Raw genomic sequence first — 15,272 nt, forward strand, 5'->3', positions numbered from 1 at the left:
GATGGCAAGACGGGGCAAAAAAGGGACACTGTCGCCGGAAGACAGGGAACTGTGGGGCAAGGTTGCCAAAACCCTGACGCCGCTGCATCCGGACAGGGCTCAGGACCTCAAGGCCGAGCTTGAGAAAATCACCGAAGCCGAACCGGCGGCACCCGCAAAGGCGTTGAAAACCGCGACCGCGATCCAGGCTCCCGCTGCGGCCAAGGCACCGCCAACACCGCTGCCGCTGCATCAGCTGGAACACCGCTACCGCCGCAAGCTGGTTCGCGGCGTGAAGGCAATTGATGCGCGGATAGACCTGCACGGCCTGACCCAGCATCAGGCGCATGACCGGCTGCGCGGCTTTCTCTACCAGGCGCAGGCGAGAAGTCATAAGGTTGTGCTGGTAATCACGGGCAAGGGCAGCGGTGACGCACGCGCCTATATGGACGAGCGCGGCGTTTTGCGCAGAATGGTGCCCCAGTGGCTGTCGATGCCCGACTTGCGATCCGTGGTACTTGGCTACGAGGAAGCCCACGCGAACCACGGCGGCGGCGGCGCACTGTACGTTCGCATTCGAAAAAGAAGGTAGGGCCGTGACCCCACTTGGCGCAAAAATCCGGGAACTCAGGATAAAACGGGATGTGTCGCTGAAGGAAATGGCAGCGGCCTTGTCGGTATCCAGTGCCTATCTGTCCGCGCTGGAACATGGCAAGCGTGGCAAGCCAACCTGGTTTCTGGTGCAGCGAATCATCACCTATTTCAACGTCATCTGGGATGAAGCGGAAGAAATCCAGCGCCTGGCCGAACTGTCCGACCCTCGCGTCACCATCGACACGGCCGGCATGGACCCGAAGGCCACCGAACTTGCCAACCAGCTTGCGCTGAAGATCGGAGGCCTTTCCGAAGAGTCTCTTGCAGCCCTCCTGCACCAGCTCCGGGTTGCTGCCGTGAAGGACGGTGTGTGACGACGCATACCCTCGCCAGGTTCAAACCGTGGCATGGCGGTGCATTGCTGTTTCTGTACCGCTTGGAACGCAGCCTCTTAAAGGTCAGTTCAGGATTTACGTGTCCTTCAACCCCATCCTCTATATAACCTCCAGCAAACCTGCGCCTGCTGAACGGAACACTGGACCAGTATGAAACTCTCCCAGGAAGACCTTGCCGGACTGATCGATGCCGATGACCTGAGAAATCGCCTCACCGCGCTGACCGCCGGCAATGACGGCGACGGTTCGGACATGAAGACCCGCTCGGCTGTTCTTGCGATGCTGAAGCAGGTGGTGAAAGACGCTCGCGGCAAGGCCCAGGCGATGCTGGACGAGGACGGCGGCGGGCTGCTGTGCGCCGGGCGGCTGTCCTATATCCAGGACGAGCTGATCCGCGTGATCTACGATTTCGCCCTGCACCACGTCTACCGGATCAAGAACCCGTCCGCCGCGGAGCGCATGGCCATTGCCGCCGTTGGCGGTTACGGCCGCGGCACACTGGCGCCGGGGTCCGACATCGATCTTCTGTTCGTACTGCCCTACAAGCAGACCCCCTGGGGCGAGCAGGTGGTGGAATATATCCTCTACATGCTCTGGGACCTGGGCTTCAAGGTAGGCCACGCGACCCGCAATATCGATGAATGCATCCGCCTGTCCAAGGCGGACATGACCATCCGCACCGCCATTCTGGAAGCCCGCTACATCTGGGGCGACGAGGCCCTTTTCGAGGAACTCGTCCAGCGCTTCGACAAGGAAGTGGTCGAAGGCACCAGCTCGGAGTTCATCGCCGCCAAGCTGCTGGAACGCGATGACCGCCACAAGCGCCAGGGCGCCTCGCGCTACCTGGTCGAGCCGAACATCAAGGAAGGCAAGGGCGGTCTGCGCGATCTCAATACCCTGTTCTGGATCGCCAAGTACCATTACCGGGTCAACAGACAGTCGGAACTGGTCAAGAAAGGCGTTCTGACCCGCTCGGAATACGCGCGGTTCAAGAAGTCTGACGACTTCCTGTGGGCGGTCCGCTGCCATCTGCATTTCCTGACGGGACGGCCGGAAGAGCGCCTGTCCTTCGATGTCCAGCGCGAGATCGCGATCCGGCTCGGCTACACCCAGCACCCGGGCATGAAGGATGTCGAGCGTTTCATGAAGCACTACTTCCTGGTGGCCAAGGATGTCGGCGATCTGACCCGCATCATCTGCGCCGCGCTGGAGGAAGAGCACGTCAAGGAACCGCGCGGCAAGGGCCTGACCGGCATGATGCGCCGCCTGCGCGCAGGCCGCGTTTCGGCAACGGCCAAGCCCGTTGAAGGGGCGACCGGCTTCGTGGTGGAGAACAACCGCCTGAATGCGGTATCCGATACCGTGTTCGAAACCGATCCGACCAACCTCCTGCGGGTGTTCCAGATCGCGGACAAGCACGACTACAACATGCATCCGCAGCTGACCCGCCTGATGCGGCATTCGCTGAAGCTGGTCGATGGAAGCCTGCGCGCCGACCCTGAAGCGAACCGGCTTTTCCTGTCGATCCTGACCTCCCGGCACGCGCCGGAAAAGACCTTGCGCAAGATGAACGAAACCGGCGTGCTCGGCCGCTTCGTGCCCGAGTTCGGCAAGGTCGTGGCGATGATGCAGTTCAACATGTATCACCACTACACGGTCGACGAGCATCTGATCCGGTCCATCGGCGTGCTGGCCGATATCGAGCGCGGCAACTCCGGCGACGACCATCCGCTGGCAACAGACCTGATCCTGACGCTGCAGAACCGCAAGGTGCTGTTTGTCGCCATGTTCCTGCACGACATCGCCAAGGGCAGGCCGGAAGATCATTCGATCGCCGGCGCCCGGGTCGCGCGCAAGCTGTGCCCGCGTTTCGGACTGAACGACGCGGAAACCGAGACGGTTGCCTGGCTGATCGAGCATCACCTGGACATGAGCACCATTGCCCAGTCGCGCGACCTGTCGGACCGCAAGACGATCACGGATTTCGCCAACACGGTGCAGTCGCTCGAAAGGCTGAAACTGCTCCTGATCCTGACCGTGGCCGACATTCGCGCCGTCGGGCCCGGCGTCTTCAACGGCTGGAAAGGCCAGCTGCTGCGCACGCTCTACTATGCCACCGAACCCCATCTGTCCGGCGGCCACACGAAGATGTCGCATCGCCAGACCATCGACAAGGCCAAGGAAGAGCTCGGCAGCAAGCTGGAGCACTGGTCCGCCAAGGACCGCAATGCCTATTTGAACAGACATTATCCGGCCTACTGGCTGCGAACGGAGCCGGAGCGGCTGGTCTCCCATGCCGAACTTCTGCACAAGGCCGACAAGGACAAGAGGCAGCTCGCCTTCCAGGTCATCCCACGCGCCTTCGAGGGTGTGACCGAGCTGACGATCATGGCGCCAGACCATCCGCGCCTGCTGTCGATCATTGCCGGGGCCTGCTACACGACCGGTGCCAATATCGTTGACGCACAGATCGACACCACCACAGACGGCTATGCTCTGGACACGATCTTCATCGGTCGGGAACTGCCGGACGACGAAGACGAAAAGCGCCGCGGCGAGCGGATTGCCAAGCTGATCGAGACCACACTGCGCGGCGAAGAGCGGCTTCCGGAGCCCGTTTCCAAGAAGACCGGCGTCAAGGGCCGCATGAAGGCCTTCAAGGTGGCGAGCGAAGTGCTGGTCAACAACGCGCTGTCTGACGATTACACGGTGCTGGAGATTTCCGGTCTCGACCGGCCAGGCCTGCTCTACGACCTGACGCGCTCCATCGCGACGCTCAATCTGAACATCGGTTCGGCCCATATCTCGACCTTCGGCGAGAAAGTGGTCGACGTTTTCTACGTCACCGATCTCACCGGACAGAAAATTGCCAACATCGGGCGTCAGGAAATCATCCGTGAGCGCCTTGCCAATGCGGTCGACGGCCATGTGGAACTCGATCCGGCAGCTCCGGCAACCCGCAAGGTTCAGCGGCAGGCTTCATAAGTGCATACCTTCCTCTTCGGAGTCCTTCCGGCATGAGTCTCGTCCGCAATTTCGCAACCGTCGGCAGCGCGACCCTGCTGAGCCGCCTGCTCGGCTTCGTTCGCGACGTACTTCTGGCCGCCGTCGTCGGGGCCGGTCCGGTTGCCGATGCCTTTGTGGTGGCCTTCCGTCTGCCCAACCTGTTCCGCCGACTGTTCGCGGAAGGCGCCTTCAACTCCGCCTTCATCCCGCTGTTCGGGCGAACGGTCGAGGAAGAGGGCGATGCGGGCGCCAAGCGGTTCGCCGGGGAAATCGGCGCAGCGCTGCTGTTCTGCCTGCTGGTGCTGACTGCATTTGCACAAATCTTCATGCCGCTGGTGGTGTGGGCACTGGCACCGGGCTTCGTGGAAGACCCTACCAAGTACGATCTGACTGTGCTGATGTCGCGGATCGCGTTCCCCTATCTGATCTTCATGTCGATGCTTGCCTTCATCGGCGGCATTCTCAACACCTATCAGCGCTTCGCCGCCGCTGCCTTCGCACCGGTGATGCTGAACGTGGTGATGAGCGCCGTTCTGGGCGCAGTGCTCTATCTCGGCATCAAGGACGACACGTCGCTCGGGGTCATTCTGGCCATCGGCGTCACCGTTGGCGGGATCGTGCAGTTGATCGTCGTCCTCATCGACCTGAAGCGCCTCGGCTTCAAGATCCCCGTCTTCCGTCCGCGCTATACCAGGTCGGCCAAACGCCTGCTGATGCTTGGCATTCCGGGCGTCGTTGCCGGTGGCGTCACCCAGATCAACATTGCCGTCGGCCAGATCATCGCCTCCATGCAGGAAGGCGCCAATGCGCTGCTCTATTTCGCTGACCGGCTCTACCAGTTGCCGCTCGGGGTGATCGGCATCGCCATCGGCGTGGTGCTTTTACCCAGCCTGACACGCCAGCTGCGCGCCGGGCAGATGGGCGCTTACCAGCACAGCCTGAACCGCGCACTGGAGTTTTCTTTGGTGCTAACCCTGCCGGCCGCAGTTGCTCTGGCGGTCATACCGCAGGAAATCGTCTCGGTGCTGTTCCAGCGGGTGCGCTTCGATGCCGCCGCCGTGGAAGGCACGGCTGCAGCCCTGACGGCATTTGCCTTTGGCCTGCCCGCCTTTGTACTCAACAAGGTGTTTTCGCCCGGTTATTTCGCGCGGGAAGACACCAAGACGCCGATGATCTTTGCCGTTGTCGGCATGGTCGTGAATGTCGGCTTGTCGATCGCGCTGTTTCCCATGCTCCAGCATGTGGGCATCGCGCTGGCCACAACGCTGGCTGGCTGGGTGAACACCGGCCTCCTGATCATCGTTCTGTGGCGACGGGGCCATTTCCAGCCCGATTTCAAGCTGCTCCGACGGCTGTCGCTGGTGGTGCTCGCCAGCCTGCTGATGGGGGTCGCGGTGCATTTTGCTGCCATCTACATGGCCTCCTGGCTATCGGCGCCGTGGCTGGCGGTGCGTGCGGGCAGTCTCGTTCTGCTCGTGCTCGTCGGCATGGTCACCTTTGCCGTCTTCACCCAACTCAGCGGCGGATCCGACCTTGTCGGCATGCTGAAAGCGTTGAGACGGCGCAACACCTGACCGCGAAACGCCGGCGTACGCCGTTTCCAGCTTGCATGCATAACGGACCGGGCTTAAACCCGGCCCGCCCAAACATTCATAGCGCCCTTCCAACCGGCCGCACCATCAAAGGGATTTGAAATGGCGGAGTTCCAGCCCCGTGTCTTTTCCGGCGTCCAGCCGACAGGCAACCTGCATCTTGGCAACTACCTGGGCGCCGTTTCGCGCTGGGTTCCGTTGCAGGATCAGATGCCGACGATCTTCTGCGTCGTCGACAGCCATGCCATCACGGCAGGGTTTCCGGATCCGCACGAGCTTGCCCAGGCAACCCGTGAAGTGACCGCTGCCTATATGGCGGCCGGCATCGATCCGAAGAAATCGATCATCTTCAACCAGAGCCAGGTTCGCGAACACACCGAACTTGCCTGGATCTTCAACTGCGTGGCGCGCATGGGCTGGCTCAATCGCATGACCCAGTTCAAGGAAAAGGCCGGCAAGAACAAGGAAAACGCTTCCGTTGGCCTGTTCGCCTATCCGAACCTGATGGCTGCCGACATTCTGGCCTACCGCGCGACCCATGTTCCGGTCGGCGACGACCAGAAGCAGCACCTGGAACTGACCCGCGACATCGCCGCCAAGTTCAACAACGACTTTGCGGACCGGATCAAGGAACTGGATATCGGCATCGAGAACCCGACGCCGTCTCCGGAACTGCCGGAATATCTCTATTTCCCGATGACCGAGCCGATGATCGCCGGCCCGGCTACCCGGATCATGTCGCTGCGCGACGGCACCAAGAAGATGTCGAAGTCCGATCCGTCGGACCTGTCGCGCATCAACCTGACGGACGACGCGGACTCGATCTCCAAGAAGATCAAGAAAGCCAAGACCGATCCGGACGCGCTGCCGAGCGAAACCGGCGGCCTGGAAGGCCGTCCGGAAGCAGACAATCTGGTCGGCATCTATGCCGCCCTGAGCGGCGCGACCAAGGCCGACGTCCTGAAGGAATACGGCGGTCAGCAGTTCTCGGCCTTCAAGCCGGCCCTGTCCGACCTGGCGGTGGCGAAACTCTCGCCGATGACCGACGAAATGCGCCGCCTGATGGATGACAAGGCGCAGATCGATGCCATCCTGAAGGAAGGCGCCGAAAAGGCCTCGGCCATCGCCGAACCGGTGCTGAAGGACGTTCGCAAGATCATCGGTTTCCTCGACGTCCGGTAAACCGACGCGACAACAACCTGATCCTGAAAGCCCGGCAGGTTTCTGCCGGGTTTTTTGCTTGGGTAACCGCAATCCGCAACGTTCCACCTTACACCGTTGCGCCTTGCCCGGAAAAAAGCGGAGATCCGTCTCATACCCTTGCAGGTCGTCATCCCCGCACAGGCAGGGATCCAGTATCCAGCTGATTTGCGATCATTCGCTTCGGACGACACGGCATACTGGATCCCGGTCTTGCCGCGTTGCGTCAAACCGGGATGACAAATCATTGCAGCGCGTGGGAGCCGGTCCTGACGACAGCAAATGCTGAATCCCGCGCTTCGCTACGCATTGCCCGGGATGAAAAGGCAGGCCTTTTCCCCTTCCTCAATTCCGTCATCCCATGGCTCGACCATGGGATCCATGCCGATACGCTCCAAATCGGCGAAGTTTTGCGGTGGACGAAGGTCAGGGGATGGATTGCAGGGTCGATCCCTGCAATGACGAGCGAGCGGAGAGGGCGCGTCTGTTCGATGATCTAGCCATGCGGCCGGCAGGAACTTGCCAGCCGAGTCAGGCAGCAGGCTTGCTACCGCCGCCCGGTTCCGTGATCTACATTGTCAAACGCTATCCTTGCGCTCGATCACGAGCACTCTTGCCTCTCCGACGGGATGGGCCACATGGGCATCGCCGTCGTTGGCGAAGAAGATCTGTCCTTCGGTCAGGCGTTGAACCTTCTCGGTTCCGGCCTCGCGGTAGTGCATGTCGACAGTGCCCGACAGAACCACGAAGACTTCCGGACCGTCGTTGACGTGCCATTTGTAGGGCTTGTCCGTCCAGTGCAGGCGTACCGTGATGCCGTCCAGTTCACCGATCAGACGTGACCCCCAGGCTCTTTCCGCCGTAAAGCTGCTTGTATCGAGATGGAAATCCATGAAACTCTCCCGCTGCAAAATCACTCAAGGGTGCTATCGCGGACAGGCTCTCGTTTCTTCCGGCATTTTGACCGGTTCGGCCGGTCAATTGCCGGTGAACGCAGGCAGTTCGACACACAGGACAATGACAGAAGACCCATGGATTCAATCGACCGGACCTTGCTGCAACTGCTGGAAGCCGACAGCCGGACACCTGTGAAAACGCTGGCTGCCCATGTCGGCCTGGCCCGGTCGAGCGTTCAGGCCCGGGTCCGGAAGCTGGAAGAAACCGGCGTCATTCGCGCCTACACGATCCGGATCAGCGATCCGGAGCCGGCCGAAATCGAAGCCTATCTGTGGATCCGGACAGGCTCGGCGACCTGTGCGGCGATTGCGCCGGTGGTTTCGAAATTCGAGGAGGTTCTCCAGTGCCGCTCGATTTCCGGTGACAGGGACATGGTTCTGCTGGTGCGCGCCCGGACGCTGGAGAGCCTCGCCGAGCTTCGCAATCGTATTGCTGCCCTTGATGGAATTGCCAATGTCGAGACCCATCCGGTGCTGAAAGACTGGATATGAACGCGGCGCGAAATTCCCGATTTACTTTTTTTGTCAGGCAATGAAACGGTTTCTCAAAGTTTACAACGCACTCTCAAGGCAACAGGATCTTGTAGAGAGTAGTTATCTTGGTCAGTCAAAACAGCGAACGCGCCGTCAATGCCGCGCCAGAAGCCGATGACACGCAGGACAAATTCTTTGCCGAAGAGCAAAAGCTTGCCTCTGCGGACACCGTAACTACAGACGAATATTCTTCCAGCATCACGAAACCCCTCGACGAGGAGGACGTCGGTCCCGAAGTCGGCCCAGGCCGCCGGGCCACAGACGCGCCCGTCTCCGCGCCTGCCAAATCACTGCAGCATCTTGCCCTTGCGGGCATGATCATCGGCCTTGCCGCCGGTTTCATCATGGTTTCCAGCGACAGCCTGAACCGGTTTCTCGGTCTTGGCCTGACCTTCTTTGCCGGCGGGCTGGCTGTCTGGCGGCTGTTTGCCGACGACATGCAGCGCTCGGTGCAGGCGTTACAGGTGAAGGATGACAAGATCCGCCGCCTGATGGCACGCTGCGAGGAACTGGAAGACCGCGCCTGGGAACTTGGCGAATCCGACGAACGTCACGCCAGCATCCTGGCAACGCTTGGCGATGTCGTCGTCCGGCGCGACCAGGACGGCACCATCACCTATGTGAACTCTGCTGCAGACGATGTGTTCGGGCTCGGACATGCCTTGCAGCCGGGTGCAACCCTGCATCTGCCACTGCTTGAGGAAGTGGGCTTTGAAAGCGCCGTCACGCAGGCCCTGGACAAGACGACCCCGGGCATGGGCTTTCAGGATCTCCACATCGACACCGCACAGGGCCCGCGCTGGTTCTCACGTATCGACATTCCGGTGCGCGACACCACGACGGATCGCCAGCTGGTGCAGACCGTTCTGCGCGACGTGACCGAGCGGCGCCTGATCGAGGAAGAACTGCTGGCTGCCCGTCATTCCGCCGAAAGCTCCAACGAGGCGAAATCCCGCTTTCTCGCGACCGTCAGCCACGAGATCCGTACGCCGCTCAACGGCGTGCTCGGCATGGCCGCGCTCCTGCGCGACACCCGCCTGACCAAGGAACAGAGCGCCTATATCGAGGCGCTGGAAACCTCCGGCGAAACATTGCTGCTCCTGATCGATGAAGTGCTCGACTTTTCCAAGGTGGAGGCCGGCAAGCTCGACATTCAGGCTGCCCCGGTTCGGGTTGGCGCCCTGGTGGAAAGCGTCGTTGAACTGCTTGCTCCGAAAGCCCACGCCAAGTCGCTTGAAATCGGCTCCATGCTTGACCCGAACCTGCCGGAAGAGGTCACGCTGGACGCCACCCGTGTCCGCCAGATCCTCTACAATCTCATCGGCAACGGCATCAAGTTCACCGATGAGGGCGGCGTTGCCGTCGAACTGACAGGGCGCCCCAATCCGGACGGTGGCGGTTTTCTGGATATCGACGTGCGCGACAGTGGCATCGGCTTTGACGAACAGGAGGCCGAGCGGCTGTTTCAGGAGTTTGAGCAGGTCGACCATGGCCCGGCGCGCAAGTTCGGCGGCACCGGCCTCGGTCTGGCCATCGCCCAGCGGCTTGCCGGCCTGATGGGTGGCGAAATTGCCGCGCAGCCCTCCGAAGACGGCGGCGCGCAGTTCCGCGTGTCCTTGCCGATCCCCGAATCCCTCGTTGCCGACACGGATCCACGCCTGGCCAAGCTTGAGGGCCGCAGGATCGTGTTCGTCAGCACCAGCCAGATCGAATGCCCGTTGCTGGCCAGACGGCTGCAATATCACGCAGCCAATGTTTCCGTGCATGCACCGGGCAGTTCGGATCTCGATGCCGCGCTGGCCGAGGCCGATCTACTTGTTGTCGACAACGGTGCCCTGTCCGACAGCGGCGGCTGGCTGGCCTCTGCCCGCCTGACCGGATGCAAGGCTCCTGCCGTCGTTATGATCGCCCCGCCAGAACGCGAGCGCCTGGAACATCTGCGCGAAGCCGGCTATGCCGCCTATCTGATCCGCCCGGTGCGGATCGAGACCCTGGTCCAGATCTTTTCCGGCCTGCTGGACGACGACGGCATGGAACACGCCTGGGACGCAAGCGCGGAGCCCGTCAGCAACGGCTTCCTGCCGAACCGCTACAAGGTTCCGGCCCGGCCGCTGCGCCTGCTCGTGGCGGAAGACAACGATATCAACCGCCTTTTGAGCGAAGCCATGCTGCGCAAGCTCGGCCATGTGCCGGTGATGGTGATCGACGGCGAAAAGGCCGTCGAGGAAGCCGCCAGCGGCGCTTATGACGCAATCCTGATGGACCTGCACATGCCAGGCCTCGACGGATTCCAGGCCATTCGACAGATCCGGTCCGACGAACAGGCCGCCGGCCGGGCCAATGTACCGGTGCTGATCGTGACCGCCGATGTCATGAAGGATGCAAGGGACAAGGCGACCGAAGTGGGCGCTGCCGGCTATCTGACGAAACCGCTTTCCGTGGAAGCGATTTCCGACGCATTGGCCGAAATCAGCCGCGCCTGACGCAGCGAACTTTCCCTGTCGCGACAGCCGGAAGTGGAAACGCTTCCACTGGCGCTCGTAGAAATTCACAAAGCCGCAAGAGTGGGCTAAGCTTGCACGTGGAAAACACGGCGCAAAAAACCGAGTGTCATCCAGCTGTCGGAATAGTATGTTCTACGGCAGGCTTGAAGCACACTGACCGGGTTCGGACGTAATGTTCCGGCGAAGGTAATTCGGCAAGTGAAACAGACGAGAACCTGTGAAACCTGTCAGTGCGCCATAAGGAATACACGAGGGTGGAATGTCCATAATGCGCCAAGGGCTTTTTTCTCCCAGGAAACTGGTCAGGAAATTCACACCGGCAATGCGTCCGGACGCCAACCTCCCCAACGCGCAGCGCATCGGGCCAGCGCTGCAGACCCCGGTCAAGACCGGCGAAACGCTCGGCCGGATCGGATCCCTGGAAGTGCGGATGGCCCGCAACTCCAAGGAAGTTAAAAAGGCACAGCGCCTGCGCTATGACGTTTTCTACGAGGAAATGTCGGCCATTGCCGATGCGCATACGCTGGCAACCCGCCGTGATGCCGACCCCTTCGACGCCTATTGCGATCACCTGCTCGTGGTCGACCACGACTTGCAGAAGCGCAACAAGCTGGGCCGCCTGAAGCCTGAAATCGTCGGTACCTACCGGATCCTGCGCCAGGAAATCGCCGATCAGCATGCCGGTTTCTATACCGCCGCCGAATACGACATCCAGTCGCTGATCGACGCAAACCCGGGCAAGCGCTTCATGGAACTCGGCCGGTCCTGCGTTCTGAAGCCGTACCGCAACAAGAAGACCGTCGAGCTCCTGTGGCATGGCATCTGGTCCTATGTTCTGCGCCACAACATCGATGTCATGCTCGGCTGTGCCTCGATCGAAGGCACCAATCCGGATGCCATCGCCGGCCAGCTCGCCTTCCTGCATCACAATGCCCGTGCCCCGGAAGAATGGCGCGTGCGCGCGGTGGAAGACAGATACGTCGAAATGAACCGCATGCCGGCCGAGGAACTCAATTCCAAGGAAGCGCTGCGGGCCCTGCCCCCGCTTGTGAAGGGCTATCTGCGCCTCGGCGCGTTCATCGGCGACGGGGCGGTGATCGATCACCAGTTCGGCACGACGGATGTACTGATCATCATGCCGGTGTCCGAACTGAACACGCGCTACGTCAATTATTACGGCGCCGACGCAAGCCGCTATTCCAGCTAGCTCCGGCGATTGCTGCCAAGCTTTCCTTCGTCCTCCCGGCCAGGCTTGACCCCTAGCCGGGATCGCGGAGGCACAAGCCTTTGCATTTATCCTGCGTTTGAGCGGCTATCAGTTCCCGATGCTGCGGGTTTGCTCCTTTTGTGCGGGATGGTTATCGAGCTAGTGCGCGCCGCCTGTAGCTGAACATCCCGTCGTCTTGCCCGTGCAAAAGCCCGTAGCCTTAACGCCCCCTTAAATCGCCGCAATTTAAGCTCATCTCCGGGGAAACCGGCGTTTGCCGGATAACGCCAACCCTGGTTGGTACGGAGTTAGGGGACGAAGGATCAATGGCGCCTCGGGCGAAACGCCAGCCGCGTGTTGAACCGACATTCGGAGATTCAGGCAGCAGCCTGCTCGACCTGCGCTTGAGCCCGCAGGACCGTCCAGCTGCGCCTTCTTCCAAGTCGTCCGGCAAGGGCAAGACCCGCAAGGCGCCGGCCAAGAAAAAACCCGCTTCCTCCACCCGCAAGACGACCAAGAACGGCAACGGCAATGGCCGAGGCAACGGAAGGGGCGGTGGCCGGTCCGGCGCCAAGCGGCGCAAGGCCAAACGCAAGAACAGGTTCCAGGCACCGACTGCCTTCGGCCGCCTTCTCAAGCGCGGCTTCTACTGGAGCATGGTGCTTGGCATCTGGGGCACCATCGCCGTTGTCTGCCTGGTCGGCTATTACGCCGCCTTTCTGCCGCCGACCTCCGAATGGCAGGTTCCGGCGCGACCGCCAAACGTCAAGATTGTCGCCGCCAATGGCGAATTGCTGGCAAACCGCGGAGACACCGGCGGCGAGGCCGTGCGCCTGGAGCAATTGCCGCCCTATCTGCCCAATGCCGTCATCGCCATCGAGGACCGGCGCTTCCGCTCCCATTTCGGTGTCGACCCGGTCGGTCTTGCCCGCGCCGTCTACACCAACTTCACCTCCGGCCGCCTGCAGCAGGGCGGCTCGACGCTGACCCAGCAGCTTGCCAAGAACCTGTTCCTGGAACAGGACCGGACGATCAAGCGCAAGATCCAGGAACTGGTGCTCGCCTTCTGGCTGGAGGCCGAATATTCCAAGGACGAGATCCTGGAAATGTACCTGAACCGGGTCTATCTCGGCTCCGGCGCCTATGGCGTGGATGCAGCCGCCCGCAGGTACTTCGGCAAATCGGCACGGCTTTTGACCATTCCGGAAGCTGCCACCATCGCAGGCCTGCTCAAGGCACCCTCGCGCTATTCGCCCGCCCGTAATCCGGACCTTGCAGAAGACCGCGCCCAGCTTGTGCTCGCTGCCATGAACGAGGAAGGCTACATCACGGGCGATGAAGCCAAGAACGCCCTGGCCGCGCCCGCCAAGGTGGTGCGCCGCTACACCACCGCCAGCGAGAACTATGCCGCCGACTGGGTGATGGACGTGCTGCCGCATTTCATCGGCTCGATCGAAACCGACATCGTGGTCGACACCACCATCGACCCGAAGATGCAGCGGGCTGCCGAACAGGCGCTGCGCAACGCCTTGAAGGAAAACCGCGAGAAATACGGCGTCTCCCAGGGAGCTGTCGTGACACTGGACACCGCGGGCGCCGTGAAGGCGCTGGTTGGCGGAGCCGATTATTCCAAGAGCCAGTTCAACCGCGCAGCCTATGCCAAGCGGCAGCCGGGCTCGTCCTTCAAGCCGTTCGTCTATCTGGCCGCGCTTGAAAACGGCCTTTCGCCCCAGACCATCCGCCAGGACCAGCCGGTCCGGTTCGGCAACTGGTCACCCCAGAACTATTCCAAGGACTACTACGGCCCGGTGACGCTGACACGGGCGCTCAGCCTGTCGCTGAACACGGTGGCCGCGCAGCTGACCTACGAGGTTGGCGCGGGAACGGTTGCCGACACGGCAAAACGGCTGGGCGTCACCTCGGAAATGAAGAACAACCTGTCGATCGCGCTCGGCACCTCCGAAGTTACGCCGCTGGAAATCGCCGGTGCCTATGTGCCGTTCTCCAACGGAGGCTATGGCGTGCTCCCCCATGTGATCCGGCGGATCAAGACCGTGGACGGCAAGACGCTCTATTCCCGCTCCGGCGATGGACGCGGCCGCGTGATCGACCGCCGTCTGGTCGGCGAAATGAACATGATGATGTCGGAAACCCTGGTAACCGGCACGGGCCGCAAGGCACGGCTGGAAAGCGGGCGTCCCGCCGGGGGCAAGACCGGCACCAGCCAGGATTTCCGCGACGCCTGGTTCATCGGCTATACGGGCAATCTGACCACCGCCGTCTGGTTCGGCAATGACGACAACTCACCGACGCGCAAGGCGTCCGGCGGCGGGCTGCCCGCCACTGTCTGGAAAGAGGTGATGGATGCCTCCCACGAGGGCCTGCCGGTGGCAGACCTGCCCGGCGTGCCGGATGTACCGGCAACCGTCTCCGCCCCGCGCAAGCCCGGCCCGGTGGAAACCGTCGGTTCCGGCAGCGAACCGATACCGCCAGCCCCCATTGGCGGCGGCGGCGAAGGCAACGGCGAACGCCGCGGCCCGCTGAACTTGCTGCGCAATCTGTTTGGTGGCGGCTGATCCGGGCACTGCTGTTCACGGCTCACAAGGCCGCGTTTGAGGCTTCAGCCGGTGGAACTGCGCGTTCCGACCGTGTGTGTGCAGCCCATCCTTCGAGACAGGCTTTCAGCCTTCCTCGGGATGAGGTTCACTATGTTGATCTTCCCTGGCCTTCAACACACATCTTCCTCATCCTGAGGAAGGCCAGAGGCCTGTCTCGAAGGATGGGCCACTTGCTCCATTTCTCAGAAATACCTGCGACACATATCCGTTAATTCCACCTCAGCACTGATGGCTGTAGGTGAACACCAGCGTGTCGGTGGTGTAGCGGCCGGTGGGGCGGCACTGGTTGAAGACTTCACGGGTGCCGGTGACAGTGACCTGAAGCTGGTCGCCGCGCACCGGACCTTCGACGAAATATTCCAGCGGTGAACCCGGACAGTATTTGGAAAACACCCGGGCGGTGCCGGAATACCAGTTGCCGTTCTTGGCACCGCTGAAGAGCAGCGTGCCGCGCTGGACGCCGGCGTTGCGCAGGACCGGTTTCGGAACTTCATAGGACAGCCATCGCTGATTGCCCTGCGCCTGCAGCCGCATGAGCGAGCCATTGTGGTTCCAGCAGCTGTCGGCCATCGCCTGACCGGAGAATGTCAGTCCCGGCAGGGCAAGGCCCAGCAAGGCCAGCGCCACGACTTTGATCGGATATCTCAAGCTTTTCATGTTGCATCTCCCAACTTCCCCCGGGGAATC

Annotated in this window: 11 protein-coding genes; 9 read left to right on the top strand and 2 right to left on the bottom strand. The window is 61.7% G+C overall.

Features of this window, described 5'->3' with window-relative positions; all coding sequences use genetic code 11:
* The first annotated feature begins 1 nt into the window (after nt 1).
* From HCG46_RS20490 to trpS, 5 genes are all read left to right on the top strand, one after another.
* Entirely contained in the window at nt 2-571 is a 570-nt protein-coding gene (locus HCG46_RS20490; protein WP_168687261.1) for a Smr/MutS family protein, read from the top strand.
* A 4-nt stretch (nt 572-575) separates the two neighbouring features.
* Complete coding sequence (locus HCG46_RS20495) at nt 576-947, top strand: helix-turn-helix transcriptional regulator (RefSeq protein WP_023002387.1); 372 nt, start codon at nt 576-578, stop codon at nt 945-947.
* A gap of 171 nt (nt 948-1,118) precedes the next feature.
* Nucleotides 1,119-3,953 carry a [protein-PII] uridylyltransferase gene (locus HCG46_RS20500; RefSeq protein WP_023002388.1) on the top strand — a complete coding sequence of 945 codons (2,835 nt, stop codon included), beginning with the start codon at nt 1,119-1,121 and terminating at the stop codon, nt 3,951-3,953.
* Nucleotides 3,954-3,985: 32 nt separating this feature from the next.
* A complete protein-coding gene (murJ, locus tag HCG46_RS20505; protein WP_168687262.1) occupies nt 3,986-5,548 on the top strand; it encodes a murein biosynthesis integral membrane protein MurJ in 1,563 nt (520 codons plus the stop codon).
* Nucleotides 5,549-5,668: 120 nt separating this feature from the next.
* Nucleotides 5,669-6,748, top strand: a complete 1,080-nt coding sequence (gene trpS / locus HCG46_RS20510; RefSeq protein WP_023002390.1) for a tryptophan--tRNA ligase — start codon at nt 5,669-5,671, stop codon at nt 6,746-6,748.
* A gap of 596 nt (nt 6,749-7,344) precedes the next feature.
* Here trpS and HCG46_RS20515 read toward each other — a convergent pair.
* On the bottom strand, nt 7,345-7,659 hold the full coding sequence (locus HCG46_RS20515; protein ID WP_168687263.1) for a cupin: 315 nt from the start codon (nt 7,657-7,659) through the stop codon (nt 7,345-7,347).
* Between the two features lie 138 nt (nt 7,660-7,797).
* Here HCG46_RS20515 and HCG46_RS20520 point away from each other — a divergent pair, with 138 nt between their 5' ends.
* The 4 genes from HCG46_RS20520 (at nt 7,798) to HCG46_RS20535 (ending at nt 14,543) form a co-directional block, all read left to right on the top strand.
* A complete protein-coding gene (locus tag HCG46_RS20520) occupies nt 7,798-8,214 on the top strand; it encodes an Lrp/AsnC family transcriptional regulator (protein WP_158514149.1) in 417 nt (138 codons plus the stop codon).
* Nucleotides 8,215-8,321: 107 nt separating this feature from the next.
* Complete coding sequence (locus tag HCG46_RS20525) at nt 8,322-10,739, top strand: ATP-binding protein (protein ID WP_168687264.1); 2,418 nt, start codon at nt 8,322-8,324, stop codon at nt 10,737-10,739.
* Between the two features lie 289 nt (nt 10,740-11,028).
* Nucleotides 11,029-11,967 carry a GNAT family N-acetyltransferase gene (locus HCG46_RS20530; RefSeq protein ID WP_168687536.1) on the top strand — a complete coding sequence of 313 codons (939 nt, stop codon included), beginning with the start codon at nt 11,029-11,031 and terminating at the stop codon, nt 11,965-11,967.
* A 326-nt stretch (nt 11,968-12,293) separates the two neighbouring features.
* Entirely contained in the window at nt 12,294-14,543 is a 2,250-nt protein-coding gene (locus tag HCG46_RS20535) for a PBP1A family penicillin-binding protein (RefSeq protein WP_168687265.1), read from the top strand.
* A 261-nt stretch (nt 14,544-14,804) separates the two neighbouring features.
* Here the strand turns inward: HCG46_RS20535 and HCG46_RS20540 are convergent, their stop codons facing one another.
* Nucleotides 14,805-15,242 (bottom strand): hypothetical protein, encoded by a 438-nt coding sequence (locus HCG46_RS20540; RefSeq protein ID WP_077291341.1) that lies wholly within the window; start codon nt 15,240-15,242, stop codon nt 14,805-14,807.
* Nucleotides 15,243-15,272 lie beyond the last annotated feature (30 nt).

The organism is Labrenzia sp. PO1, assembly GCF_012273635.1.
Lineage (GTDB): Bacteria > Pseudomonadota > Alphaproteobacteria > Rhizobiales > Stappiaceae > Roseibium > Roseibium algicola.